Below are 26,211 nucleotides of genomic sequence, written 5' to 3'. Positions count from 1 at the left end.
GATTATCGAGTCACCGTGATTTGATGCTCTGCCGAGAATGTTCGGTCGCGGGCGGGCGTTGCGATGTTGTTATTACAGCCTCGCATTAGCAAAGTTGTTATCGAATGAAGGAAACGTCGATTCACGTGAACCGAATCGGGTGAACCTCACTCGGACCTGCTGAAGGCGGGAGAATTGTACGGAACGCCAAACATGCAATCGACGTCGGCTGCGCAGGTAATCGCGAAGTGGTATTTGGCTTGACTCTCGGAGAATAGATGGCAATAAATGTTGCGCAACGCGTTACGTTGCGTGCGCGTGTCGCATGCCGCAGTATGCTCGGAAGGCGAAGATGCCGTGAAGTATCGAGGCGTCGCGTTCCGTATTCGCTGCAGACGATCCCTTTCTCCCTTTCGCAGCGGTGACCATGGGCCAGCATTTCGATTCGCGCGTGCGCCGTCCATTGACGGCGTACCAACGCGATATTTGGATCGCCAATTCACGTCTTCCTGACAATCCCCAGTTCAATTTTTCGACGTGCGCGCGTCTCGAAGGCGAGCTCGACTTCGAGCTGCTGAGAGAATGCGCTATTCGAGTGATCGATCGTCACGATCCCTGGCATCTTCGTTTGGCCGAAATGGATGGCGAGCCTCGTCAATGGCTCGAACGGGAGAAGCCCGAGATTCCCATTGTCGACTTTTCGCGCGAGCCGGACCCGGCGGCCGCATGCAAAGCGTGGTGTGAGCACTCACTGGCGCGTCCATTTTCGATCGAGAAAAATAGGTTGATCGAAGTTTCTCTGCTGCGCGAGAGCGACTCCGTCGTGCACGTCTATTCGAAGGTGCACCACATTGCCGTCGATGGGATTGCCACCATCCGGCTCACCGATGACGTGGTGGCGGACTACCTTCACGTACGTCGCACCGGCGAGCCGGCGAAGCTTGCCGGATCCTCGTACTTGGATTTCATCGACGAGGAAGCTCGCTACCTCGCCTCGGCCGAGTACGAACGGGACGTCGAATTCTTTCGCGCGGAGCTGGCGGGCGTATCACCCGCTCTGTTTGCACGAAAAGCGAAATCGGGGGAGCGGGCGACGGCATGTCATCGCTTGACCGTCGACGGACACGTCATCAAGCGAATTCAAGAGAGTGGAGCGGCGCTATCTGCGTATTTTACAGCGGTAATGGCTATTTATGCGTCGCGAGTCCACGGGCGCGACGAGATCGTTCTCGGTATTCCGTTTGCGAATCGCCAAGGCGACGTCGCGCGGCGGGTTTGCGGTCAGGTCGCGAACATGCTGCCTCTGCGCGTGGCCCTCACGGGGGGCATGACCATGCGGGAGCTGGTGGCGCGGACCCGGACGGCCTTGTCCACGCTGCGTGCGCACGAACGGCTTTCTTTGGGCGATGTCATGCGCGAGGCGGTGCCGCGGGGAACGGGGCCGCTGTTCGATGTGACCTTCTCCTATATGCGCCTTCCTACACCGACGGAAATCCCGGGAATCGCGCGCGGGACCTTGGTACCGACCATGCTCGTCCACGATTCGGACGCATTGTCGATCACGGCGCTGTCGTTCGAAGGGGACGATGCCCTGCATTTGGCCTTCTACTATGCGCAGGACGTCTTCGACGACGACATGCCGTCCGCCCGCGTGGCGCAGTCCATCCAAGCGTTGGTGGAGCAATCCCTCGCGAATCTGGATCGACCCATTTCCGAGCTCGAATTGGTCGATGGGGCGACCCGCGCCGCGCTGCTCGAGATCGGTACGGGGCCGCGCACGGCGTATCGGCGCGATGCCACGGTGCACGGGCTCTTCGAGGAGCAGGCCGCGCGCATTCCGGACCATATCGCCATTACCGGAGCTGATGGCGCCACTCTGACGTATGCCCAGCTCGATGCGCGCGCCAATCGATTGGCCCGGGCGTTGCGCGAAGAGGATGGCGTGGGCCCCGACGATCGGGTCGCCGTCGTGATGGAGCGCAGCCCGGACATGCTCGTTGCACTGCTTGGTGTGATGAAGGCCGGTGGGGCGTATGTGCCCATCGATCCAGGGTATCCCGAGGAGCGTATTCGCTTTTTGCTTGCCGACAGTCGCGCCAAGGCCGTGGTCGACATCGACCGATTGCGGCAGGTCGAGGCACAGTCTGGGGCCGTCTTCCCTCTTTTGGGGGCAGGGCCGGAGAACCTCGCGTATGTCATTTATACCTCGGGCTCGACGGGAAATCCCAAGGGCGCGATGGTCGAGCATCATTCCATCATCAATCGATTGACGTGGATGCAGACGGCCTATCCACTCGGGCCAAACGACGTGCTCCTGCAAAAGACGCCGATCTCGTTCGACGTCTCCGTGTGGGAGCTCTTTTGGTGGGCCATTCAAGGCGCGGGGCTGGCGTTGCTGCCGCCGGGTGCGGAAAAAGACCCGCTCGAGATTTTGCACGCGGTTGGCGCGCGAAAGGTCACGGCGATCCACTTCGTGCCGTCGATGTTCGGTCCCTTTCTCGATGCGCTCGAGGGAGCGCCCGAGCGGCGCGCGGAGACCTCCTCGCTTCGCTTCGTCTTTTGCAGCGGCGAGGCGTTGCCTCCGGCGCGCGTCGAACAATTCAATCGCATTTTCGCGGGTGGCGGACCCCGCCTGGTCAACCTGTACGGTCCGACGGAGGCCACGGTCGACGTATCCTATTTCGATTGTCCGACGGAGCCTTCCGTGGCGCGCGTGCCCATCGGGCGGCCCATCGACAATATGCGCCTTTATGTCCTCGATGCGAACGGCAAATTGCAGCCGCCGGGTGTGCCCGGGGAGCTCTGCATCGCCGGGGTCGGTGTGGCACGCGGGTACCTCGATCGGCTCGAGCTGACCAAGGAGAAGTTTTGCGCCGATCCGTTTTTCCCCGGTGAGCGCATGTACCGCACGGGCGATCTCGCCCGATGGCTGGCCGATGGCAACCTCGAATACCTCGGCCGGCTCGATGGGCAGGTGAAGATTCGCGGCAACCGCGTCGAGCTCGGCGAGGTATCCAACGCCCTCTCCAAAGTGCGCGGTGTTCACGATGCCGTCGTCATGGACCACGTTTCCGAAGCGCGCGGGACGCACTTGGTCGCGTATTACGTCTCCGACGAGGACCTCGACGACGGCGCACTTCGCGCGGAACTTCGCGTGACGTTGCCCGAATACATGGTCCCTGCGCGGTTCGTCCGCATCGCGCGTATCCCGCTCACGCCGAACGGCAAGGCGGACCGCAAAGCGCTCGCGGCGTTCTCCCCTGCGGAAGCGCCGCGCCCGTACGAGGCGTCGCGCACCGAGTTGGAGGCTACGATCGCCGCCGTTTGGGCCGAGGTGCTCGGTGTGGAGCGCGTGGGCGTGCACGATGATTACTTTGCGCTCGGTGGCGACTCGATCACCGCGCTTCGCGTTCGCGCGCAGGCCGCAGGGCGCGGCGTGCACTTCTCGCTGACCGATCTGGTTCAGCATCCCACGGTGGCCCAGCTGGCCGTGCGCGCGATGTCGCTGGCGGCGGCGGACGAAGCGCTCGAACCGTTCAAGCTCGTTTCGCGCGTCGATCGGGCGCAGCTCGAGGACTGCGAGGACGCGTACCCCGTCACCCGTTTGCAGCTCGGGATGCTCTATCACAGTCGGCAGCACCCGCGGTCGGCCGTCTACCAAGACGTCTTCCGTTACACCTTGGCGCTCCCCTGGGAGGAGGCGCGCTTTCGCCAGGCCTTCGACAAGTTGGTTGCTCGTCATCCCGCGCTGCGCACCTCGTTCGATTTGGGGAGCCACGCGGAGCCGCTGCAGCTCGTTCGGCGTGCCGCGCCCGGCGGTTTGAGCATTGCCGACTTGCGCACGTGGAGCGAGGCGGCCGCGGAGGCCGAGATTCGCCGTCACGTCGAGGCGCGGCGCTTTCACCCGTATCGGTTGGACCAGGCGCCGCTCTACCTTTTCCGCGTTCACCTGCGGCCCGAGGTTGTGGAGCTCGTATTCAGCTTTCACCATGCCATTTTGGACGGTGGCAGCATCGCGAATCTCCTGCGCGAGCTCCTTCAGGATTACCTTCACGCCCTCGGCCGCGGCATCGAGGCCGTCGACGATCGGCCGCCGCCGTCGCCCGCGTATCACGTGCGCGAGGAACAGCGGGCGCTCGCATCGGAGGAGGCGCGCGCGTATTGGCGCGGCAAACTCGAAGGGGCGTCGCTGCTGGAGCTTCCTGCGTTCGGCTCGTACGAATCGCCGCGTGAGGGCGACGCCGTGGTTCGGTATATCGCCTTTCCGGACGGCCTCGAGACGATGGTGCGCGATTTCGCGCGTGAGCATGCCATCCCGATCAAATCGGTGCTCTTCGCGGCGTACTGCCAGACCTTGCGCCTCTTTTCGGGGACGGACGACATCACCACGGGGCTGATCACGCACGGTCGTCCCGAGCGCGAGGGCGCCGATCGCATGGCCGGCTTGTTCCTCAATACGGTGCCGGTGCGCCTTGGGCAGGCTGCTCCGAGTTGGCTCGAGGCGGCGCGCGAGACCTTCCGCCAGGAGCAGGAGGGGCACGCGCACCGGCGTTATCCGCTGAGCGCGATCCAAGCCGATACCGCGAGCGAGGTGCTCGACACGGCGTTCAACTACGTGCACTTCCACGTGCTCTCCGCGGTGCTGGAGCTCCCAGGTGTGGCGCTGCGCCGCTTCGACTCGTGGGAGGAAACGAACCTCGCGCTGCTGGTGAACGCGGTCACCAACGTCGACGACGGCCGCATGCGGCTCCGGATCGATGCGCGCCGCAACGCCCTCAGCGCCGACCAGGTCGGGCTCTTTGGCGAGGCGTACGTGCGCATCCTTCAGCGGATGCTCGAGCATCCGCACGAGGCGCCGGACTTCGCGTCGCTCTCGGCCATCGACGTGGTGCGACAATTCGAGGTGCAGGTCGCCCGCACGCCTGACGGCATCGCGGTGCGCTTCGGCGACACGCGCTGGACGTACCGCGAGCTCGATCGCGCGGCCAACGGAATTGCGCGGCGGCTTCTCGCCGAAGGGGGCACGCCGGGTGCGATGACCGTCGGCCTCGCGATGGATCGCTCACCCGAGATGATTGCCGGGGTGCTGGGCATCGCCAAGGCGGGGGGCGCGTGCGTGCCGCTCGACGTGAGCTACCCGAAGGCGCGGATCGATGCGATGACCGAACAGGCTCGCCCGTTTCGCATCCTCAACCGGGACGACTTCGTCGAGGTGCACGATGCGGAGGGCCCGCGTGCTCCGCTGCCGGAAATCCCTCTCGCGAGCGCCGCGTACATCTTGTTCACCTCGGGCTCGACGGGAACGCCCAAGGGCGTGGTGATGCCGCATCGCGCGCTCGCCAACTTGGTCCGCTGGCAAAATCGTATCGCGACGGCCGCGGCGGGCGGCGTGACCTTGCAGTATGCGCCTCTCAGCTTCGACGTCTCGTTCCAAGAGATTTACGCGACGCTGTGCTCCGGTGGGACGTTGCAGCTCGTATCCGAGGAGGAGCGGCACGACATGCGTGCGCTGCTGCGGCTCATGGATCGAAACGAGGTCGCACGGATCTTCATGCCGTACGTGGCGCTGCAGCAGCTCGCCGAGACGGCGAGCGCGCTCGACATGCGCCCGCGAGGCTTGCGCGTGATCATTTCGTCCGGCGAGCAACTTCGGGTTACCAGCGCCATTCGCCGTCTGTGCGCGGGCGCAATTCTGGAGAACCAGTACGGCCCGACCGAGACCCACGTGGTGACCAGCTTCGCGATGACCGGAGATCCGGAGGTGTTTCCCGCGCTGCCGCCGATCGGTTCGCCCATCGACGGCGCCGAGGTGCACGTGCTCGATGCGCAGCTTCGTCCCGTGCCGCCCGGCGTGCGCGGCGAGATTTACGTGGGCGGGCGCTGCCTCGCCGATGGTTACCTCGGCAGGCCCGATCTGACCAAAGAGCGCTTTCTCGCGCACCCCTTCGGTGTGGACGGCGATCGATTGTACCGCACCGGTGATCTCGGCATGGTGCTGCCCAGCGGGGCCATCGTCTGCCTCGGCCGCGCCGATGATCAGGTGAAGGTGCGCGGATTCCGCGTGGAGCCGGCGGAGGTCGAGCGCGCCATCCTCGATCTGGGCGCCGAGTTCGCCGGCCTTCGGGAGGCCGCCGTGGTGGTGACCCGGCGGCGCGACGGCGATGCGTTCCTGGCCGCATTTCTCGTGGGCGATCCCGCCGAGGTGCCGCTCGAAGCCATCACCGAGCGGCTTCGAAGCGTGCTGCCCAAGCACATGGTGCCTTCGCACCTGGAGTGGATCGAAAGCCTGCCGCGCACCCCCAGCGGAAAGCGCGACAACGAGGCGCTTCGCAAGAGGCCCCTGGCGCAGTCGTCGAAGTCGAATGGACGCGAACCCGCGGACGTGTACGAGCGCGTGCTCGTGGAGACGCTCGCGGACTTGCTCCAGCGTTCCGACATCGGGGTGGACGACGACATGTTCGAGCTCGGCGGGACCTCGCTCACCGCGATGCGGCTCGTGATGATGATCGAGCAGCGCTTCGGCGCGCACGTTCCGCTGTCGCACCTGTTGAAGGCTCCAACGGCGGCGGCCCTTGCAGCGCATCTCCGGCGCGACGGGGCCATGGCGGCATTCGATCCGCTCGTGAGCATTCGGCCCGAGGGGACGCGCCCGCCGTTGTTCCTGGTGCACCCGATGGGAGGCAATGTGCTGTGTTACCTCCCGCTGGCGCGTCACCTGCCCGATGATCAGCCGCTGTACGCGCTGCAAGCGGCAGGCGCCGAGGCGGGAAGTGTGCCCATCGAGAGCGTTTCCGAGCTTGCCGCGAGCTACCTTGCCGCCTTGCGGCGCGTGCAGCCGGTCGGACCCTATGCGATTGGCGGCTGGTCCTTCGGCGGCTTCGTGGCCTTCGAAATGGCGCGCCAATTGCGCGAGGCCGGCGAGGACATTTCGCAGCTGATCATCATCGACACGGTCGCATTGAGCCCGGAGGAACGGACGCGCGCGGCCGACGAGTTCGTGCTCGGCTGGTTCTTCTGGGAGCTTCTCTGGCTCGAACGCGGTGCAAGCGCGCCGATGGACGCGATTCCGTCGAACCTGGGCACGTTGGAGGAGAAATTCGACTTCATCGCGCAGCAGGCGGTGAAGCTCGGTGTTCTTCCCGGCGGCAGCTCGGGGACGACGGCACGCCGTCTGTTCGAGGTGTACAAAGCCAATTCCCGAGCGGTGCTCGATTACCGTCCCGGCGTGTTGGACCGCGACATCACGCTGCTTCGCGCGGCGCGTCCGCTGCCCGAGGTGCTGCGTCCCATGCACGACAGCGCAGGATCCATGTACCGCGACCCGGCCAATGGCTGGACGGGGCGCACGTCCGCAAAACTCGAAGTCATCGAAATCCCGGGCGACCATCTGACCATGATGGCCGAGCCGCACGTTCAACACCTCACCGCAGCAATCATCGAAAAGATCGGGCAGAACAAATGGGAAACACCAAAGCCATCATCGTGGGCGCCGGCATCGGCGGGTTGGCAGCCGCCGTCTCCCTCCGACGCGTGGGAATCGACGTCGAAGTTTGGGAGCAAGCCCCCGAGCTCAAAGCCATGGGGACGGGCATTTCCGTCATTAGCAATGCGGTGGCTGCCCTCCAGCTACTTGGCATCGATCTCGGCCTGGGCACGATCCGCGGTGCCGTGGGGGAGACTGCGGAAATCCTCAATCCCAAAGGACAGACCATCGTAACCTCGCGCGCATCGGACATTTTCAAATCGCAGCCGGACGCAAAGACGGTGTGCATTCACCGCGGCGATCTCCAGGCCGGATTCCTGGAGGTGGCGAAGGACACGCCCATTCACCTCGGTGCCGTGGCCTCGAATTTCGAGCGCGATGGCAAAGGCGTTCGCGTGAAGTTCAAAGACGGTCGCGAGGCCCGCGGCGATATTCTGATTGGTGCCGATGGTATCCATTCCGTGATTCGCCGTCAGATTCACGGGGCGAGCCCGACGCGCTACGGTGGGTTTCTCTGCTGGCTGGCCACCGTGCCGTTCAAGCACCCCCGCATGACGCCGGGCTGGAGCGGTCAATATTGGGGCACGGGCAAGCGATTCGGACTGCACGATATCGGGCAGGGCCGCGCCTACTGGTGGGGCACGCAGACCATGCCGGAGCATATCGCGCGCAATTGGAAGGGCGGTAAAAGGGAATTGGCGCGCGCATTCGAGGGGTGGGCGCCCGAGACGCGGGAGCTCATCGAGATCACGCCGGACGCCGATATCGTGACGGTGCCGTCGCAGGATCGGCCGTTCGTCGAGCGTTGGGGCGAGGGGCCGGTGACCTTGCTCGGCGACGCCGCACACCCCATGCTGACGAGCCTCGCGCAGGGCGGCAGCAGCTCCATCGAGGATGCGGTCGTTCTGGCCTCGACGTTGGCGACGGCGCCCGATCCGGTGCGCGGTTTGCGTCAATACGAGGACCAGCGCCGCGAGCGAACGCGGTGGATGGTCGAAACGTCGCGCAAGCTGGGCGTGGTGGAGCAAATCGAGAATCCGTTGCTCGTGCTGCTGCGCACGGCGTTCTTGAAGCTCACACCGAAGGGCAAACTCTGGGAGACGTTCGAACGCGCCGGAACGCTGCCGCCCATCAACACTGCGTTTACTCTGCGAACGGCAGGCGAGGCATGAACATGGCATCCTCCACCACGAACGAGACGAGAGAAACGGTACTTCGCTATTTGAAGGCGCTTGGGGAAAAGGATCTGCCGACGGTCTTTTCGATCGTGGCCGACGACGTCGAATACCACATTCCAGGCGATCATCCGCTCTCCGGTGTTTTCTCCGGGCGCGAGCGCGTCATGGCGGGATTCTTCCAACCCATGGTGGACCTGCTCGATCCGGCTACGCCTTACGTCACCGACGTGAAACGCATCATCGCCGAGGGCGAGTACGCGGTGGTCGAATGCGTCTCGAGCTCCAAGACGAAAGATGGCCGCGCCTTCCGCAACCCCATGGCGGCCATCTTCACCGTCAAAGGCGGCAAGGTCACACAGGTCGTCGAACACTTCGACACGGACAACTTCAAACGCACCCTGTTCCCGGGCTAAATGTAAATCGAATCCACCGCAACCAGGGACTCTTCCCAAACCGTGCGCAAGAGTCCCGAAATGGGAAACACGAATTCAGGATCGCGACGGCGGAACTCCGGATCCGCCGCATCGCGCTGCAGGCAAGCCCAATAGGCAATGGTGTGCCCATGAAGGGCAAAATCGCGACGCAATCTCGTGTAGAACCAGCTTGCCCAACGATTCTTGTCTGCGCAGTGCTCGAGTGAATAGAGTGCCAGTTGCATGGTGTCGAAGCGCACCACCGGGTCGGTGTTCTCGTCGTAAAAATTGCAGAATTCTTCGATGCGGTCGGGGTTGCTCACCTCGAGAGGCCAGTCTTGCATATCCGGATAGCTGTCGAGGGCGAGGCGAGATTCCAGGAATTGGCGGGCCGCACCCGCGTACTGCAGCGCGACGGTTTCTTGGATAGGGCAAGGCTTGATGAGCCATTGTAGGTCCGGGACGCGGAGATATTCCGTTTCAGGTTCGCGTTCGGGGCATTCTGAATCGGCATACTCCAGGAGAGTGCGCAACTCGCCCGGCCCGAGCGGGATGGCGAAGGGATCCTGCGGCGTTTTTCGTGAGAGATGACCGTGCAGGAGCCCCAGAATGCGGCGCTCCGACGCCATGAGCGAGCGCGCCTCGAGTTCGACCGTGGCGTCGACGGAGAGGTGCTGACCGGGATTCTGCCATGCACGGCAGCGAAGAAAGCCGTCGAAGTCCTCGTCGTGGAAGCGGATTCTCATGTCGAGCAAGCGTAACGCAGGTGAGCCGCGAACGGTCGACCGAGTGCGGGATTGCGCTATTCATTGTAGACTTCGCGCATGGCAACGACGCAGGCGCGATGCGCCGGAGCGCCTTGCGCCCACGATGCACATCTGGACCTCGAGCAAGGTTCCCCGGCTCCAATTGAACGACGGCTTGCCGCAATTTTCCGAATGGCCAACATGATGGCCCATTAATCATCGAAACATGGGCAACGCGGGAGCTCGCCCGGTCGCAGCGGGGAGGGCGGCTCCTCCTCGCAGCCCTCGGCCGGAGGGCCCTTGGGGTGGGGGGGTTGCGGCGAGGACCCCGGCTTCGGGGGGCAGCCGTACAACGAAAACCGGAATACGAACGTGTACCATATATCTTGTGGGATACCGTTGGACCGCACCGGTTCGTAGATCCATGTGGTCACCGCTTCGCGAGCGGCGATGCCGAGGCCGGGCTGATCCCTGATGATGTTGCAATTGGTAACGTGTCCCGTCTTCGTCAAAAGGCATTTCAATAGAACGAGCCCCTCGATGCCCTTGTCGATGGCTTCCTTTGGGTATTGGGGCGCGACGCTCGAAAGCCGCGTGGGCGACTTCATGCCGGGGCACCCGAAGGTAATGAGGCATTTTCGCTTTGGATCCACCTGGCCTATTTGCCACCCGGGGGATTGGCGCGTCGCCGTCGGGCGCTTTCTTCCGGCATCCGCGGGCTCCGTTTGCGCGTCGCGCTTTTCTTCACGCGGAGGCTCCGGCTCGGGACCGGCGTCCAACGTGTCGAAAGCGACCAGAGGCGACGCGTCCGCGGGCCCTCCCTCCGAAGGAAGCGTCGCCACGCGAGCGTTCTCCTGAGGCTGCGAAACCTGTTCGGGCGGCGGCTTGCAAGCGCCGTGGAGGAGCGCGGCGAGTAAGCCAAGGCCGGCGATGGTTCCTTCAACTCGACGGAGTGTCATTCGCATCGCCGGAGCCTCCCTCCTTGAACATACGCCATGGCCATGTGGCGAAGTCGCCGACCTGACGCGCTTTGTCGGTTACCGTCGTGTTGGGCGCCCGTTCGGCTATGCTGGTCCAGGAATGACGCAGCGCCGGTACTCCGACGAAGAGGTCCGCGCCATCTTGGAGATGGCGCTCAAGAAGGACGACAAGCAGGGCGTGGGGCACGACGAGCTCCTGGCCGCGGCCGCCGAGGTCGGCATTTCCCGTGAGGCCATCGAGGCGGCGGCGTTGGAGCTCGACGATGCGCGCGGCGAGCGGCAGGCAAGGGAAGCCATTTTGGCGCGCCGGCGTAAGGGCCTCGTGGCTCATTTGTGGCCGTTCGTTGCCGTGAACGCGTTTCTTGCGGCCATCAACTTGCTCACCTCGCCGCACGTCCTATGGTTTCTCTTCCCGCTCCTCGGGTGGGGGCTCGGCATGTTCTTCCATGCGCGGTCGGCGCTCTCGAAGGAGATCTCGCCCAAAGCCTTGGCGCGCGAGTTCAAACGCAACGAGCAGCAGGCCCGCAAAGCGCGGCGGGAAAAGACCGCAAAGCAGCTCGGCGCCGCGCTCGACCAAGGCGTGGAACAATTGCTGACGCACCTCACGCGCGAGGTGCGCGACGATCGGGCGCGCATGGCCGATTCGAGCAGCAAGGACGCGCGCAAACGCATTCAGGTCCAGGAAGACGCGCTGGACGAGCTCGAGCCCGACGATCCGTCGGAACACCGAGCGCGTCGCTCACGCTGAGAGACTCCGATCGGTGTCCGACATCGTGAATTGATCATTGTCGAATCCAATGTTCAATTGCACGCGATGTCGTTCGTGCACGGTGAGTATCGCTCCGTTTGGATTCTTGGCGACACCTTGGCGGCATCCGACGGTGGAGACGATTGGATTTAGAACAGGCTCGAGTGGGATGCGATCAACATGATGTTTGCTATTGGGCTCAGGCTCAACTGGTCCACGTTCGAAGCATTCTTTTGAGCTTTCATAAATGAAGAGCGTTTCGCATTTCGTATAGGGTCATGGAGTGCGACGCGCAGCGGTGCGCGTGCGCTCTTGGTTTTCGACCAATGATCGAATCGAATGCGCCTGATTCGTCGACCGCCTCGGTCGAACTTCATCGTTCGAATGACGTCGATGAAGATGGACTATCCAAACATCGCTCCCTGCGCTCTCTGCAGGAGCTCTTGATCACGGAGCCGACGCTGCGGATGCATTGCGCCTTGCTGGCGCCATTCGGCTCGTTATGGCCGTGGCATCCGCGGCATCCGAGCGGCACGCGCGCCGTCAGCTTGGAGGCATGGGCGAAGACCCGTGCAGCGGAGGGCCTTTCATGGCGGGATTTCGTCGAGTGCTTCGTGCGCCCCTTCGTCAAGACCACGCGGATTGCGTTGGAGCGACACGGGGTGGCGCTTTTTGGCGGCGACGGGGAGCCCCTGATGTTCGAGATGGCCCCCGATGGGCGTGCCACTGGGCGAGTCGTCGTTGGTCGCAAGCAGACCTTCGGCGGGCGGGAGTCCCTCGATGCTTTGCGCACGGCGCTCGCGAATCTCGGTGAGGCATTTCGTCGAACCGCGGGCGGGCGTGCCCCCTCGTTCGATGTCGAGCGGGCCGTGTTGCGGGCGGCGATGCGCGAGCTGCGCTTTCTCGAACCCCGAGCCGCCGCGGCGCTGTCGGCGGACCCCGTCCTGCGCGGCCTCGTGCACACGATTGCTCCAGAGCAGGATGCGCTCTTGCGCGGCGTTTTGCAGCGTGTGGAAGACCTTGCACGAAGGCGCGCGGCGGATCGGACGCTGCGCAAACCCGCCGTCGTGTTCGACCTCGATCTCTGCGCGTTGATTCCCCGCGCGCGGACACTGCTCGCGGCGCGACAGGTTGCGCTCCCGCAGCCGGGGGCACCGCAGGGGATTTCGGAGTTGCTCGAGCCCGAACGGCTCGACCCGCTGCCGGTGCATCACGAGGCCGGGTGGTTCGACTTCCTCGAACGCCATCGGCTGCCGTCGAAATACCCTGCGCTCGATTGGGCCGGCCTTCGCGCACGCTTCGAAATGGCTTATTACCGGCCGTGGGAGAACCTTCGCTTGGACGAGGTCCTTCCCGGCATTGCCACCTTCGTTCACGACATCGTCCAAGCGGGCGGCGAGGTCGTATTCAGCACGGGCCGCCGGGACCGTGTGCGCGCGCAGACCGAATACGTGCTCGCGCGCGCGGGGATCCTTCACGCCACGCTATTGACGATGCCGGATGACCGAACACGCCCGGTGGCGGAGCTCAAGGTCGAACAGGTGCGTGCGCTCACGGATCTCGAGGTGGTGGCGTTCTTCGACGACCTTGTCGCCAACAGGGCGGCCATGGCGGCGGCATTTCCGTCGGCCATGGTCATCGCCGCACGGATCCCCGGCTTTGCCGGCGAGCCTGCCGATGCCGCCGCGCCGCAGATTGCCACCTTCGAGACGGCTCCGCGCGTTCGCACTGCCACGCGCGGCGTGGTTCCAGCCCCGCTCGATGCGCAATCCATTTCAAAGCTCGCGCTTGCCGAACTGCAGGCGCCGGTGATGGCCGCCGATCACGCAGTTCACCTCTCGCTCGAGCAATCACGCGCCATCGTGGACCGTTTGGTGGCGCGGGCGGAGCTCGATGCCGAGCGGACTGCGGCGGCTGCGCGTGCGGCACTTCAGGTCGGGCCCGGGCCCGCGAGCGACGTGGAGCGCACGGTGCGCCTGCTCCACCATGTGCTGACACGGAAACAATTTTGCAAAGGCCCGCGCGGTCATTACCCAATCGAATTGGCCATGCGCGACATGGCGCCCCACGTCGAGCGGCATGTGCCGGTGCACGTCGTGATCTTGGGATTCCCCATCAAGCATTGCGAAAGCGCGCTCAAGGCATTTGGGCCATTGCCCGATTTCGCGGAGCTCGGTGCGCTGGTGCGTTTGCGCGAGCTCGAACTTTCCGTTCGACGCCTGTACGCGCCCGGCCTTCGACTTACCGTGCTCACCGATGGACAGCATTACCGGCCGCGCACCCAGTCGCTGGTGGATGCGTACCTGGATCGATTGCACGCGTACCTCGGCTGGATCGGCGGGGAGCGGATCGCATTTCGCGACATCGACGAGCTCGCGGAGGCCACGTTCGGGCCGGGAACCCGAGCGCACCGGCAGGAGGTGGTGGGGCAGGAGGAGCATCGCCTCCGCGCCGCCCTCGAAGGTCTCTCGGTGGAGGAAAACCCGCTGCGAACGCTCCGTGCGGCGGCCGAGCGCAACGTCGATTCGGAACATCTGACGTTCCAAGAGCTCTTCTTGTCGCTCGTGCACTCGGTTCCGATTCCCCCTCCGCCGCCGGACACTCCGCAGATCGCGTGGTCGAAATCGCTTTACGAGGATTTGTTCCATTTGGAAGGGCCCGAGGCCGTGTGCGAAGCTCGGCGCAGGCTGCTCACGACCGCGTGGGAACATAGCATCCGCTACATGGCATCGGTGCGCGCCAATGCGCTGCTTCGATATTACGGTGAACCGTTCGACGTACGGGTCCGGATGGGGGTGGTGCCCCGAGCGGGGCGCCTCGGGATCTCCCTCCTCGGTGGGTCCACCTTGCTTCCATGGCATGGCACGGGCTGCGTGGATGCGCGCGGTTACGTATCGACCGAATTTGCCATTTCGCTGCTCGATCAGGGATTCGTCCCCGTGCATTCGCCGCTTCTGCAGGATCAACCCTGGATGATGGTGCCCATTACGGCGACACGCGTGCCCGCACCGGGCCGGCCTGCGGAATTGCTGCCCGCGTTCATCGAGAGCATTCGGCTGCGCAGGAAGTGATGCCTCGATGAACACGACCGTCGCCCAAGCCGCTCCTTTGCTGACCCGCCCATTCGCCTTGGCATGGGTCGCGTATTTCTTCCATGCGCTCTCCTTTCAGCTCCATTTGCACGTACCGGGCTACCTCCACGGGCGTGGCGCCACCGAATTCGATATCGGGTTGAGCTACGCCGTGAGTGCCGCGTCCGCCATTGCGGCCAAACCGCTTTGTGGTCGCCGCATCGACGGGGCGGGGCCGAGGCCGGTTCTCCTCGTGGGTGGCGTGTTGGCCGTGACGAGTACGTGCGGGTACCTGCTGCTGCAAGGCCGTGGCCTTCTCTGGTTTTACCCGCTTCGCATGCTGCAAACGATTGCGATTCAGGTGCTCGTTACCTCGTTTTACGCGTATGCCGCCGCCCATCTGCCCGAGCCCCGGCGCATCCAGGGTATGGCGCTCTTCGGGGTGGCGGGGATTCTCCCCATCGGCCTTGCAGGATTGCTCGGCGAAGCCTTGCTGCGCGTGCGCGCCGATTATGTACTTCTTTTTGCGACGTCGGCGGCGTTTGCCATTCTCGCGTGCGCCATCTCCTCCGCGCTGACCGATGCGGGACCCGCCGGTGATGGACCGCCGCGGCATTTCTCGGCGGCCATGCTGCAGCGCGAGCTTCTCCCATTGTGGTTCGCAAGCTTGCTTTGCGCGATCATTGCCGCCATCTATTTTACATTTCTGAAGACCTTCGTTCAAAGCAGCGGCATCGGTTCCGTGGCGGTCTTCTTTTCGATGTACACCACCATGTCCATCTTGATTCGCGTGCTCGGGGGCCGGCTGCCCGAGCGCGCAGGCCCGAAACGGGTCCTCTTCGTCGGCATGGTCTCGATGGCCACGGGGCTTTTGTTGCTCGGGCAAGCCTCGAGCGGATATGGGCTTGCAGCGGCAGGGATCGCGTGCGGAGTCGGCCAGGGCTATGCACTTCCCGTCCTATTGGGCCTCGTGGTCACGCGGGCCGATCCTCGGGCACGCGGTTCTGCGCTGGCGATTTTTACGTCGTTCTACGACATCGGAACGATCGTGGCCGGGCCTTTGTTTGGATTCGTGGTTCGCGCCACCAATTATGCCGTGATGTTCCATACGGCGGCCGCCGTTTTGCTGATTGGAATGGGCATCTTCGCCCGATTGGACCGCCGACATTGACCACTAGGAGAAATTGCATGTCCCGCTCGATACCTTTGGATCGCGGCATTTTGGCCACGGCGGTTGCCGATAGCGTGGTGGTGGCGTCCGATCCCGATGTCAAAACAGCCAATCGGACCTATTGGGAGCGCTCGCAACCGTGGACCCTTGCGGTGGTCGATGCCATTCGGAACCATGCCAATTCGACGATTCGGGCGCTGGGTGAACATTTGGCTGCGGAGCCTACGGCGCCGGGGCACTATTTCGATTTGAAAGCCGCTTTGCTCGAAAGCGGCTCCTCGTCGCAGGATTTGTTCGAAAAAGCGTGGCAAGCCGAGTGCGTTTCGCGCGTCGGCTATCATCTCGGTGTGAAGTACGAGCGTCAGGTGCTCCCCGTATCGGCCTCGGAATTGAAGAACGTCGCGCCCCGTCGGGCCGGCTCGGGGCGGCCGCCGGTGGTTACCGTGATCATTCCGTTTCGGGACCGCGATACGCATGGAACGCGCTTGCGGAATCTATTCGCCTGCCTACTCGCTTTGCAGGATCAGTCGGTTGCCCGTGACGAGTATCGCGTCGTCGTCATCGAGTCGGATCGAAGCGCCCGCTGGCGCGATGCCGTCGAGCCGTACGTCGACGAATACTTGTTTGCTCCGAAGGCCGGCGCTTTCAATCGCTCCTGGGCCATCAATGTGGCCGTCGTGAACGCCGCCGACGACTCCGAGTTGTTGTGCATTCTGGACGGCGACGTTCTCGTCGACCGCGACTACATCGCGCGCAACGTGGCCCGTTTGCAGCTGCCGGGGACGGGCGCCCATCTGACCTACCGAGACATGTCGTGCCTCGACGAGGTGGCCACGTCGGCGGCCATTCGCCAACGCATCCACGAGGGTACACCCGACGTGGACGTCGACCGGTTGCGCGCATTTCGAATCCGGCGCCCGCCGAGCTGCTCATTGTGGCTCAGGACCGAAGCGTTCCGCCGCATCGGGGGCTTCGACGAACGCTACGAAGGCTGGGGTGGCGAGGACAACGACTTCTTCTTCCGCCTCCACTTGGCGGTGCCATTCGACACCTTCGACGATTGGCTTCTGCACATGCATCATCCGCCGGCGGCGACCTTGATAGCGGGCGGCCAAAAGGTCAATGCGCGCATTCCGTGGTGCTCGTGGCGCCCAGAGGGGCCCATCGGCCAACGAGATCGCTTCGCCGAGGAAGCTCCTTAGGGATAAACGGGCACGGGGAGAGCGACTCACCGTCGATGCACTTGCGCCCCGTGCATGTTCGATATTGACACTATGCATTGGTCGCATGCGGTTCGCGGGCCCATTGTTTCCCTTGCGACGCGGATAACGCCGTGGACGCAGGACAAAAGGAGAATCTCGTGAAACGTATCTTTGCGGTGGGGGTGTCTCATGGCGCGTGAAATGGCTTCGGCTCAATGGAAGATCACCGTGGGTGAATCGCTGGTCGCATCGGCGGCGGCAACGGTGAGCTTCGTGCTTCTCGATTTGCCGGTGTGGGCCATGTTCATCGGCTGGATCGCGTTCTTCACGCGCGGTGTCGACTTCCGGCACGGTGCGATCAACTTCGCCTGCGTGCTGGTGGGCTTGGCATGCGGAATGGGCGCTGCGGTGGGCCTTCACGCGCTCGGCCCGCACCTGGGGCCGTGGACGATCTCGGTGGTGGTCTTTTCCGTCGCGATGGTGGTCGTATCGTTGCGGCTCGTTCCGGTCTTCAACAACTTGCTCGGATTCTTTCTCGGCCTCGTCTCGTACTTTGCATCGCACCTTCCGCCCTCGGCCGAGACCTTTGCCAAGCTCGGCGTGGCGGCAGCGGTGGGATCGATCGCAGGCTGGTTGGCCAGCCGGGTTCACAAACACTGGAGCACCCCGTTACCGATTCAGCCTCGATCGCATAGCGGCGAGGCCCTCGGAAATGGTTAAACCGACGCTATACGCGCGACGCGGGGGCTTCCGCGCAAGCCTCTGCGGCGGGTGGTGATGCACGAAGCGATTGGCCAATGGACTCGTCTTGGCCCAATCGGCGCTTCATCGGCGAGGCCAGTGCATAAAGGCCGCCCGCCGCGCCAGCACAAAGTAGAAAGCATGCGGACCAGAGCATGCTTCCGCCATATCGCTGAAGCAGGAAAGCTCCACACGCCGGCGCGGTCATGTTCGCAGCGCCCCACGCACTTTGGTAGATGCCGAGGTAGTTCCCGCGGGCGGGGCCCGGGGCCAAATCGGAGACCAAGGCAGTGGCAACCGGCAGGGCGAACATCTCGCCGAAGGTCCAAATCACGACCGAGATGGCATAAATCGGAATGGTGGAGGCAAAGGCATTGATGCCAAAGCCAATGGCAATCAAAAGAGCTCCGAAGGCCAAGACCCCGAGCCGGTTGAATCCTCGGGCAACCTGCCCCATCGTCGGCTGCAACACCACGATCAGCGCGGGGTTGATGGCAATGAGCAACCCGTATTGCCGCGCATTCAATCCGTGGTCGGTCATGTCGATGGGCAGGTTCGTCAGGTGCTGGTCGAAGACGAAGGCCATCGGAAAGATCAGAAGGACGAAGCCCAAAAACAGTGTATCGCGCAGGATGGTGGGGCTGGAAACACGCGCCTCGACCTCACCGGCGCGTTCGGCGGGACGGGTTTCCCGCACGCCGGCCCAAATGATGGCCACGAACAAGAGGCTGGTAGCCCCGTCCGCCAAGAAGAGCCATCGCGGGCTGAACGTGGCGAGCGCGCCCGCAAGCGGCACCCCGCACGCAACGCCGAGGTTCACGGCCCAGTAAAGAAAGGCATAGGCGCGGGGGCGCGCATCCGGCGACACCACGTCGGCCACCAGCGCACTGACCGCAGGACGATACATGTCGCCTGTCATGCCCAGGACGAAAGCGCCGGTCGCGAAATGGGGAAGGGTTCGAGCCAGAGGCAGCAGCATCACCGCGATGGCGCTGAAGCCCAGGCTGGCAATGATCGTCCGCCGTCGCCCGATGCGATCGGCGAGCACCCCGCCCAGCGGCCCGGCCACCAAGGAGCCTATGCCGAAGAACGAGGCCACGATCCCCGCCTCTTGCGGAGAAAATTCCCTGCGCTGGGTGAGGTAGATCGACAGAAACGGCAGGACGAAGGTGCCGAATTTATTGACGAACGTGCCTGCGCAAACGAGCCAGAACGCCCTCGGGAGTCCACGCCAATCGGGAAAAATGCGACGCCACATTGCCTAAATTGCCCGCGTTTTTAAGGAAGCGCGGCCTCTAACTACCGATAGGGTCGGAGCGTCCCGAAGTCCACCCGCCGCAGTGCACAATCCGTTGGCGTCTCAGCGTGGCGTCATGCTGACCGACATGAATCTCTGGATGCCGTGACGACACACCTTGGAGCATGATCATGCGGATCATCAAAACGCGATCCTGAAGATCATATTACCAGTCTGTAAGAGTGTATTTCTCGTTTAATTGCGTAATTGGGAACGGCATACGCACTGCAGTGGGGCGCGACGAGAGGAGTGACCCACCATGAATAAAACCATTCGCCTTACGGCGTCTCGCGTCACCGCATCTGCCTTCTGCCTGCTCGCGACGTCGTTGGCTTTCGCACCCGCGGCTTCCGCGGGCACGCGCGGCCCCAACGCTGTTGCGCCCGATCCGAGTGCGGCGCAGTGCACGCAACAGAGTACCCTCGCGGGCACCCACTTGTCCGATGTTCAAATTGCCCAATATGCGCGGAATGCCGGACTCCATGGGGACGGACTCGTGATTTCGATCGCCGTCGCACTTGCGGAAAGCCAGGGCTGGACGCGCGCGGTGCTCATCAACACCGATTGCAGTCGCGATCGTGGGGTATGGCAGATCAATTCGTATTGGCACTCCGAAGTATCCGACGACCAAGCGTTCGATCCTGCGGGCTGCGCCACCGCGGCGTACAACATTTCGTCGGGTGGAAGCAACTGGACGCCGTGGACTACGTACAACAACGGCGCGTACCAGCAATACATGTCCCGCGCTCGAGACGCCGCCAATCAAGTCGGCGGCTAGCTCGCGCGAGCTTCGAATCGGGCGAATCGTGAGGTCGGTGCGCGGTCCTTCGTCGCGACAAAGTGTCAATGGCGCCGGCGACGAAGGACTGCTGATTTTGCGAAGAAACGCAGCTGTTGGCGGCATTTGCATTACGGCACGCGCCGTGCCTCGGAAGAGGCTATGGTTTTTCTTCACCGAGGCATGAACATCGCCCGCGCCTTTTTGGCACTCGTCCTGATCCCCGCCTGCAGCAGCGCCACGAATACGCCGGAAACGCCGGCGAAGGGCGAGAAACGACAGGTCTTCGTCGAGATGGCGATCTTCCGCGTAAGTCGTGATTTCGCCGGGCCGATGCCGCGCCCGGACGATGGAGACACGCTGAACCGTTTGCTCGAGGACCCGCGCGTGACCCTCGTCAGCACACCGCACATGTTGGCGACCGACGGATACCCGGTGACCATTTCGGGCTCCATCGATGGTCGCCCGGGAACGAGGATCGTCGTCATCCCGACCATCGATCCGCAGGACGCAATCCACCTCGATCTGGACTTATCCATCCACGAGAGCGACGGGCGCGATGCTGCGAGCGCCCGTCGACTCGCGACGAGGACGACGGTGACCGTGGGCGATCATCAATTTCTCACCGGCGCCCTGCAGGCCGTACCTCCCGATCCAAATGAACGATGGCTTTTTACGCTCGACGCACAGATCGTTCGAAGCCGAGCGGATTTGAAGAAACTCTTCGAAGAGAAGCAGAGACAACGCGAGGAGAGCATCCGCCGCGCGAAAGGCGGATGAGACAGCTCCGTCTAAAGAGGATCGAACATGTCGCGCACGTACGTCGTCGCGGAGATGGGTGATGCATAGGAAGCGCAACTCTCGATGCGCGGCTTCGCGAGCCCCGACGTGAACGTGTCGGAACATTCGATGACGAGGAGCGTGGGGCGCACCCGTGTCTCGCCCCCGCTCGTGACGCTCTCCTCGCTTCGTTTGTAGAGAATCGTCGGAAGACCGTCGTCGGGCGTTTCCGTCTTGGAGAATTGCATCGGGCGGAAGCCTGCGAGGGCGCCGGTCAACTCCGTTCCTATTTGAACGACCTGGGTTGCCGGCGGTGTGATGTGAACGTCTCCTCTTTGAACGGCGGAAAAATCGCGCGCGTGCCACACGGCAGGTCCTGCAGAACGAGGAAGGTCGTAGTGGAAGCCATTGGTCCCCACCTCATTCGGCTTGTCGACGCGGGTCCAAAAGAGACTCTTTCGAAACCAGTCCCCACGCAAAGCCTCGAGTTCACGGGAGACGGTATCGGCGTTCGGCTCGCGGTCGAACCGATACCCATAGCCCTCGTTGCGAGGTGTCTTGGCGATGCAGGCAAGTTCACCATCCCTCTCGGCGATGTACCCCTCGTCGCACGAGCATTTCGCCTCTCGAACGGAGGCGTTCCCTTCTTCGGTCGTTCCCATGACCGACGCATGGCACTTGCCATGGCCCGAGCAGTCGACGGCTCCACAGAGGGCCGAATCGAGCTCGGAGTCGGTTAAGACATCATGCGGCGAACTGGATGAGCAAGCGGCCGCGAGCAGGAACGAGAGCGAGGTACAAGCAAGTCGAATCATATTCATTGGTGGTATTTCTTTCAAAGCCCCCCGAGCGACATGGCCTTTAGCAATGTCGATACCATTCAATAGAAAGGGGCATTTCCCAATTGAGCCAAAGAGTGCACCGGCGTGTTCGCGTTGGGGGAGAGAACCGTCGCTTACACAGGGGGCCGTCTGGGGAGGGTGTCGGCCATATTGGCAGCGAGTTGCGGCTTTTTTGTTGGCCTGTGCTCAATCAAGATTGGGGCGTCGTTCAAGGGAGTGCGTTCGCGTTCGCCCGTACGCGGCTATGCCGGGGTGTTCACGAGGAGTCTTAGGCCGGCATCGTACGCATCGAGCTTGCGCAAGTGCCCGTGGCGCGCATCCCAGGTGCCGTTCTCGAGATCGCGTTCGACCGCGGTCACGACGCGAGCCACGACATCGGGCGGCATGCGGGCGAAACCCGAAGTCGCGTTGCGGGCCGCCGCATCGAGAACGCGTTCCGGGTGTGCCCAGAGGGCACCTAGCATCCAGTCGGAGGTATCCCGCGGAATGGGAAGGACATCGACATGCGTGGTTCCACCGAGCCATTTCGACAATTGCTCGAGGCTCGGAAAAATGCGGCGATCCATGTCGGCCAGCTCCGGCAGGTAATCGGTCACGAGCCACATCGCACGGCTCACCTCCGGGTCGAAGGTCACGATGACGACGGGACCTGTCGCGACCCTTCGCAATTCCCGGACGCCGGCTTCTCGCTCGTCATCCCAGTGGTGCAGCGACAAAATCGACATGGCGGCGTCCAGGCTACCGTCGCGAAACGGCAGCCGGCCCGCGGAAGCTCGAATGGCCGGGGCCAGCTCCTTGGCGCGTTGTGCTGCCATGACGTCACTCGGTTCGACGGCAAGGACGTAGCGATCCCGGGGCTCGTACGAACCTGCCCCCGCGCCCACGTTCACGACGGTTCGAGCATCCCCCAGGGCGGCTAGGATGCGCTCTCGATACCGGGGATCTTCGCGCCGGCGAATGGCGTATCCGTGTCCAATGGAGTCATAACGTGGGTGATCGATCATGGATGTCGTTGGCGCGCGACCATTCCGAGGGTGCGCGCTCGCCCGTGGGCATGCCGAGCCATGAACCCGACGCTGTCCGGGACAGGGGGGGAGCTGTCCCGGACACCCCTGGGGCGCAGGATTTCTCGGCAAATGAGCGGCATCGCGGCCGGCATGGCGCTCGCTGTAGGGCAGGCACGCTCGTCGCGCGCCGCTGCCCCAGGACGCGACGGTGAACTCCATGGGGCGACCCAAAAGGCAGACGAACATGATGGATTGCATTGCAGACAAGATGAAGTCGTTGAAGAGCGTACTGCACGCGGTGGAAAAGCAATTTGGCAAAGGCTCGATCATGGCGCTCGGTGACGAGTACGAGCCCGAGCCCGTGGGGGCGATTTCCACGGGATCGCTGGCGCTCGACCTGGCGACGGGCATTGGCGGCTACCCGCGTGGCCGCGTCATCGAGATTTACGGGCCGGAGGCCAGTGGCAAAACGACGCTGGCCCTACACGCCATTGCGCAAGCGCAGCAAGCCGGGGGCGTCTGCGCATTCATCGACGCGGAGCACGCGCTAGACATCGCGTATGCCCGCGGAATCGGTGTCGAGACGGAGGGATTGCTCGTTTCCCAACCGGATACTGGGGAGCAGGCCCTCGAGATTACGGAGATGCTCGTTCGCTCGGGTCACGTCGATCTGATCGTGGTCGACTCCGTGGCCGCCCTCACGCCGAAGGCCGAGCTCGAAGGCGATATGGGCGATGCTCATATGGGCCTGCAGGCCCGGCTCATGAGCCAGGCTCTCCGCAAGTTGACCGGTGCCGCACACCGATCTGGGACGACTTTGATGTTCATCAATCAATTGCGTCAGAAAATCGGTGTTACCTTTGGCTCTCCCGAAACGACCACCGGCGGCAACGCACTGAAGTTCTACGCCTCGATGCGGCTCGATGTGCGTCGCATCGGCCAGGTAAAGGTTGGCGACGAGCTCGTGGGCGGCAAAACTCGCGTTAAAGTGGTTAAGAACAAGGTCGCACCCCCTTTCACGGAGGCCGAGTTCGAAATTCGATTTGGTTCCGGCGTCGATACCATGTCCGAACTGATCGATCTGGGGCTTCTGCGCGGACTCGTCGACAAGAGCGGCAATCACCTGTCGTACGATGGGACGGCCTTGGGCAATGGTCGGGAGCGGTCGCGTGAAACGCTCAACGAGAGCGAAGATCTTCAAAGCACGCTGCGCGAGGCCATCATGGCGTCGGGCCCCGTCAGGCCGGGGCGGCGCACGATCGATGCGTGATGGGCGGCTAGGCACGGCGTGGTTCTAATCTCCGGTTTCCGCCGCGACCCTCGTCGGGGCGGAAACCGGTATGGACGTTCCGAGAAACGACATGAAATTGGACTTTGCCGAATTTCGCTGCTCGATCGCGCGCACGTTGGATCATTTCGAGCCAATGTGGACGCCGCTCATCCTTCGCGATGTCTTCTTCGGATTGCGGAGGTTCGATCAAATATGTGTTGACCTCGGTATCGCATCCAACGTGCTCACCACCCGGCTCGAAGCCTTGGTCGACAAGGGCATACTGGAGCGCGTCCCGTACCAGGAGCGCCCACCGCGTTATGAATATCGCCCCACGCGAAAAGGGAAGGACTTGTTCCCCATTCTTTTGGGAATGATGCACTGGGGCGATACCTGGCTTTCCGAGCGTGCTGGCCCACCGGTACGCATTCGCCACGAACCCTGCGGGCACTTCACCGGCCCCCGCGTGGTATGCAACGCCTGCGGCGAGCCCATTACTTTGGACAATGTCACCGTTCATGCGGGACCTTCTGCGCTGGCCACACGCGGAACTGCCCTTCTCGCAACGGAGCTGCCCCCGGAGGAAGGACCCAAAACATCGCGCAAGCGCCTGCGGGAGCGACTTGGTCAGGCCATCGTGGCCACACTGGAAGTGCTCCATTCGGCCGGGACGCGCTACCAACAGGGACGCCTCGGCCGCGCCGAGCATGATGAGGCGAAAGCTTTTCATCTCGTTTGCAGCAACGAAGCCCATCGGGAAACAGGCGTGGCTGACCTTGAACCTCCCTAGGGCTTGGCGGCACGCGAGGCCCGCCAAGTGTCGTATTCCGAGTACATCTCGGTAGCCGTGAGGGCAGTGCATGACGATTGGCTTGATGCAGCACTGCGAAAGTCAATGAACGCTTCGATGGGAGAGCACTGCAGGACGGAGTCCTCCCAATGTAAGCGTTACCCATCGATGGCACGACGGATCCATCGTGCAAGGCGAGAAAGGCGCTCTTCCGCTGCCACTAACGGCTTTTCGTGCTTCGTTGAATCGCCGAAGCTTGTTGTTCGTCACTCCTCCGCATGCGCATCGAAGACGACCACTTGCTCCTTGATGCTACAGCACAGCGTTTCCCGCTGGCGGGAGCGCGCGTGCAGTTCGCGCCATGGTGCCGGCGGTTGGGGTCGCGTGTCGGGAGCGCGATTGTGCTCGAGAATGGGGCTGCCCGGTTCTGCATCGGCAGCCGTGGTGCACGGCTCGACGCACACCTCGAGACCGGCGCGCCGGTACGCCGCATCGACGCGGAGGTGGACGGCACGGAGTTCTACGAATTGGCACGTGCCTTGCGCGAGCATCTCGGGCGGGGTGCGCCCTTTCGCGAGGCGGACATGTTGCCCGGCACACCGCATTCGAGCACGGCCGGGGAGCTCGAGCCACCGCTGTTTCGGAGCGTCTTCGCCACGGATCGCGGGCGCACGGTGATGTGGTGCACGTGCTTTCTGGGTTTGCTCGGAGTTGGGGGCGTCCTCGCGTTGGCCAATCCTTCGGGCCCTGCGAAAGAGCCGCCCCAGGCCACGCGCGTCGTCTTCGAGGAAGCCCCTCCCAAGAAACCCGAGTGCAAGCTGCACGACGAATTATGCTGCAATGGCCCCGGTCAACCGCTATGTCGGCATTGCAGTCGTGGCGACAAGCCGCCATGTTGCAACGGGCCGGGCGAGCCGCGGTGTTGTGGCTATCCCGGTGCGCCGCCGTGCGAGGACCCAGCAAATTGGTGGCGAAGGGAGCCCGACATTCCGGGCTACTGAATTTCCAACTTAGGACGCCTCGGTACTGCGTCTAATTCGGTTTGGACGAGACACGTCGAGATGGAATTGGACTTTGGGGAACTTCCCTTATCCTGTGTGGAGCGCCTGCGGGATGCCCATTTCCCGGGAAGTTCCAGATTCCGTCGCGCCTGCGAAAGGAACACGCGCCGTTGAAGCCGCCTGGCAGCCATTCGAGAGGCATCCAGTGTCGGTCGATGCTATGTAGGGAAAACCATGCCGAAGGACAAGAAGAAGAAGAAGAGCGCACTCGCAGCCGCCGCAACCCGCAAGCTCTCCAGCATCGGAGCGCCCCAAATGACACCCGAACAGCTCGCGCACTCTCTTCTCCACGCCGAAGAGCGCGGCGAAGTCCAGCGCGTATCGCTCGACGACGGCTCGTGGGCCTGGGCGATGCAAGACGCGCAGGGACAAACGCGCATCCTCAAGCCAACGCCGGCCATGCTCGAGGCGCTCGACCGCTTCGAACGCGAGGGCCACCCCGCGCACTGACTCGGCTTGATCCCGGCGTGCCGCGGTGGAGTACTCCGCTGCGACACCGCCGCGCGTACGATGGACCGACGGCGGCCAGCATTCTCTCGTGGCCGCCGTCAGCCTTCCTAACTTGCCGCTCTGAGCGTACGTGCCGCCGGCAACCGAATTTCGACCGGTGACGGAGCGATCCGGAGCCGCCCAGCAAGTTTGCTGGAGGAAGTTGCCATCTCTTTGACGACGAG

18 protein-coding genes and 1 pseudogene are annotated in these 26,211 nt (G+C 63.4%); 14 read left to right on the top strand and 5 right to left on the bottom strand.

Annotation, left to right across the window (positions count from 1 at the left end; all coding sequences use genetic code 11):
• Positions 1 to 406 precede the first annotated feature (406 nt).
• The 3 genes and pseudogenes from LZC95_39850 to LZC95_39840 all read left to right on the top strand — a co-directional run bounded on the left by LZC95_39850 (position 407) and on the right by LZC95_39840 (position 9,053).
• Positions 407 to 7,348, top strand: a pseudogene (locus LZC95_39850) (amino acid adenylation domain-containing protein).
• Between the two features lie 89 nt (positions 7,349 to 7,437).
• Positions 7,438 to 8,634, top strand: coding sequence for an FAD-dependent monooxygenase (locus tag LZC95_39845; protein WXA92588.1), 1,197 nt, complete (start codon positions 7,438 to 7,440; stop codon positions 8,632 to 8,634).
• A gap of 2 nt (positions 8,635 to 8,636) precedes the next feature.
• Positions 8,637 to 9,053 carry a nuclear transport factor 2 family protein gene (locus tag LZC95_39840; GenBank protein WXA92587.1) on the top strand — a complete coding sequence of 139 codons (417 nt, stop codon included), beginning with the start codon at positions 8,637 to 8,639 and terminating at the stop codon, positions 9,051 to 9,053.
• On the opposite strand, the gene LZC95_39835 is transcribed toward LZC95_39840, so the two are convergent.
• Positions 9,050 to 9,799 (bottom strand): hypothetical protein, encoded by a 750-nt coding sequence (locus tag LZC95_39835; GenBank protein ID WXA92586.1) that lies wholly within the window; start codon positions 9,797 to 9,799, stop codon positions 9,050 to 9,052. The two genes, LZC95_39840 and LZC95_39835, sit on opposite strands and share 4 nt — an antisense overlap.
• A gap of 212 nt (positions 9,800 to 10,011) precedes the next feature.
• Entirely contained in the window at positions 10,012 to 10,641 is a 630-nt protein-coding gene (locus LZC95_39830; GenBank protein ID WXA92585.1) for an energy transducer TonB, read from the bottom strand.
• A 238-nt stretch (positions 10,642 to 10,879) separates the two neighbouring features.
• On the opposite strand from LZC95_39830, the gene LZC95_39825 reads away from it, so the two are divergent.
• The 5 genes from LZC95_39825 (at position 10,880) to LZC95_39805 (ending at position 17,691) form a co-directional block, all read left to right on the top strand.
• Positions 10,880 to 11,527, top strand: a complete 648-nt coding sequence (locus LZC95_39825; protein ID WXA92584.1) for a 2TM domain-containing protein — start codon at positions 10,880 to 10,882, stop codon at positions 11,525 to 11,527.
• A gap of 326 nt (positions 11,528 to 11,853) precedes the next feature.
• Positions 11,854 to 14,598 (top strand): L-tyrosine/L-tryptophan isonitrile synthase family protein, encoded by a 2,745-nt coding sequence (locus LZC95_39820; protein ID WXA92583.1) that lies wholly within the window; start codon positions 11,854 to 11,856, stop codon positions 14,596 to 14,598.
• A 7-nt stretch (positions 14,599 to 14,605) separates the two neighbouring features.
• Positions 14,606 to 15,769, top strand: coding sequence for an MFS transporter (locus LZC95_39815; GenBank protein ID WXA92582.1), 1,164 nt, complete (start codon positions 14,606 to 14,608; stop codon positions 15,767 to 15,769).
• Positions 15,770 to 15,786: 17 nt separating this feature from the next.
• Positions 15,787 to 16,971, top strand: a complete 1,185-nt coding sequence (locus tag LZC95_39810; GenBank protein ID WXA92581.1) for a hypothetical protein — start codon at positions 15,787 to 15,789, stop codon at positions 16,969 to 16,971.
• A 201-nt stretch (positions 16,972 to 17,172) separates the two neighbouring features.
• The gene (locus tag LZC95_39805; protein WXA92580.1) at positions 17,173 to 17,691 is read left to right on the top strand and encodes a DUF1097 domain-containing protein; all 519 of its coding nucleotides are present in this window, start codon (positions 17,173 to 17,175) and stop codon (positions 17,689 to 17,691) included.
• 7 nt (positions 17,692 to 17,698) lie between these two features.
• Here LZC95_39805 and LZC95_39800 read toward each other — a convergent pair whose 3' ends face one another.
• Entirely contained in the window at positions 17,699 to 18,970 is a 1,272-nt protein-coding gene (locus LZC95_39800) for an MFS transporter (GenBank protein ID WXA92579.1), read from the bottom strand.
• A gap of 298 nt (positions 18,971 to 19,268) precedes the next feature.
• On the opposite strand from LZC95_39800, the gene LZC95_39795 reads away from it, so the two are divergent.
• Both LZC95_39795 and LZC95_39790 read left to right on the top strand, forming a co-directional pair.
• Positions 19,269 to 19,787, top strand: a complete 519-nt coding sequence (locus LZC95_39795) for a hypothetical protein (protein ID WXA92578.1) — start codon at positions 19,269 to 19,271, stop codon at positions 19,785 to 19,787.
• Positions 19,788 to 19,949: 162 nt separating this feature from the next.
• Complete coding sequence (locus LZC95_39790) at positions 19,950 to 20,567, top strand: hypothetical protein (GenBank protein WXA92577.1); 618 nt, start codon at positions 19,950 to 19,952, stop codon at positions 20,565 to 20,567.
• Positions 20,568 to 20,578: 11 nt separating this feature from the next.
• Here the strand turns inward: LZC95_39790 and LZC95_39785 are convergent, their stop codons facing one another.
• On the bottom strand, positions 20,579 to 21,229 hold the full coding sequence (locus LZC95_39785) for a hypothetical protein (GenBank protein WXA92576.1): 651 nt from the start codon (positions 21,227 to 21,229) through the stop codon (positions 20,579 to 20,581).
• 422 nt (positions 21,230 to 21,651) lie between these two features.
• Positions 21,652 to 22,413, bottom strand: coding sequence for a class I SAM-dependent methyltransferase (locus LZC95_39780; protein ID WXA92575.1), 762 nt, complete (start codon positions 22,411 to 22,413; stop codon positions 21,652 to 21,654).
• 250 nt (positions 22,414 to 22,663) lie between these two features.
• Here LZC95_39780 and recA point away from each other — a divergent pair, with 250 nt between their 5' ends.
• The 4 genes from recA (at position 22,664) to LZC95_39760 (ending at position 25,987) form a co-directional block, all read left to right on the top strand.
• On the top strand, positions 22,664 to 23,686 hold the full coding sequence (recA, locus tag LZC95_39775; GenBank protein WXB00261.1) for a recombinase RecA: 1,023 nt from the start codon (positions 22,664 to 22,666) through the stop codon (positions 23,684 to 23,686).
• Positions 23,687 to 23,777: 91 nt separating this feature from the next.
• Positions 23,778 to 24,476, top strand: a complete 699-nt coding sequence (locus tag LZC95_39770; GenBank protein WXA92574.1) for a helix-turn-helix transcriptional regulator — start codon at positions 23,778 to 23,780, stop codon at positions 24,474 to 24,476.
• Between the two features lie 401 nt (positions 24,477 to 24,877).
• Positions 24,878 to 25,477, top strand: coding sequence for a hypothetical protein (locus LZC95_39765; GenBank protein WXA92573.1), 600 nt, complete (start codon positions 24,878 to 24,880; stop codon positions 25,475 to 25,477).
• 234 nt (positions 25,478 to 25,711) lie between these two features.
• Entirely contained in the window at positions 25,712 to 25,987 is a 276-nt protein-coding gene (locus LZC95_39760) for a hypothetical protein (protein WXA92572.1), read from the top strand.
• Positions 25,988 to 26,211 lie beyond the last annotated feature (224 nt).

The organism is Sorangiineae bacterium MSr12523 (genome assembly GCA_037157775.1).
GTDB classification, from domain to species: Bacteria; Myxococcota_A; Polyangia; order Polyangiales; family Polyangiaceae; genus Pendulispora; species Pendulispora brunnea.
Note: the sequence above shows the minus strand (reverse complement) of the source record. Positions and strands in the feature narration are given on the sequence as shown.

Coding starts and splice junctions, on each gene's coding strand:
- LZC95_39845 (WXA92588.1), top strand. CDS start 7,438: ATGGGAAACACCAAAGCCATCATCGTGGGCGCCGGCATCGGCGGGTTG.
- LZC95_39840 (WXA92587.1), top strand. CDS start 8,637: ATGGCATCCTCCACCACGAACGAGACGAGAGAAACGGTACTTCGCTAT.
- LZC95_39835 (WXA92586.1), bottom strand. CDS start 9,799: ATGAGAATCCGCTTCCACGACGAGGACTTCGACGGCTTTCTTCGCTGC.
- LZC95_39825 (WXA92584.1), top strand. CDS start 10,880: ATGACGCAGCGCCGGTACTCCGACGAAGAGGTCCGCGCCATCTTGGAG.
- LZC95_39820 (WXA92583.1), top strand. CDS start 11,854: ATGATCGAATCGAATGCGCCTGATTCGTCGACCGCCTCGGTCGAACTT.
- LZC95_39815 (WXA92582.1), top strand. CDS start 14,606: ATGAACACGACCGTCGCCCAAGCCGCTCCTTTGCTGACCCGCCCATTC.
- LZC95_39810 (WXA92581.1), top strand. CDS start 15,787: ATGTCCCGCTCGATACCTTTGGATCGCGGCATTTTGGCCACGGCGGTT.
- LZC95_39805 (WXA92580.1), top strand. CDS start 17,173: ATGGCTTCGGCTCAATGGAAGATCACCGTGGGTGAATCGCTGGTCGCA.
- LZC95_39800 (WXA92579.1), bottom strand. CDS start 18,970: ATGTGGCGTCGCATTTTTCCCGATTGGCGTGGACTCCCGAGGGCGTTC.
- LZC95_39795 (WXA92578.1), top strand. CDS start 19,269: ATGAATAAAACCATTCGCCTTACGGCGTCTCGCGTCACCGCATCTGCC.
- LZC95_39790 (WXA92577.1), top strand. CDS start 19,950: ATGGTTTTTCTTCACCGAGGCATGAACATCGCCCGCGCCTTTTTGGCA.
- LZC95_39785 (WXA92576.1), bottom strand. CDS start 21,229: ATGGGAACGACCGAAGAAGGGAACGCCTCCGTTCGAGAGGCGAAATGC.
- LZC95_39780 (WXA92575.1), bottom strand. CDS start 22,413: ATGATCGATCACCCACGTTATGACTCCATTGGACACGGATACGCCATT.
- recA (WXB00261.1), top strand. CDS start 22,664: ATGGATTGCATTGCAGACAAGATGAAGTCGTTGAAGAGCGTACTGCAC.
- LZC95_39770 (WXA92574.1), top strand. CDS start 23,778: ATGAAATTGGACTTTGCCGAATTTCGCTGCTCGATCGCGCGCACGTTG.
- LZC95_39760 (WXA92572.1), top strand. CDS start 25,712: ATGCCGAAGGACAAGAAGAAGAAGAAGAGCGCACTCGCAGCCGCCGCA.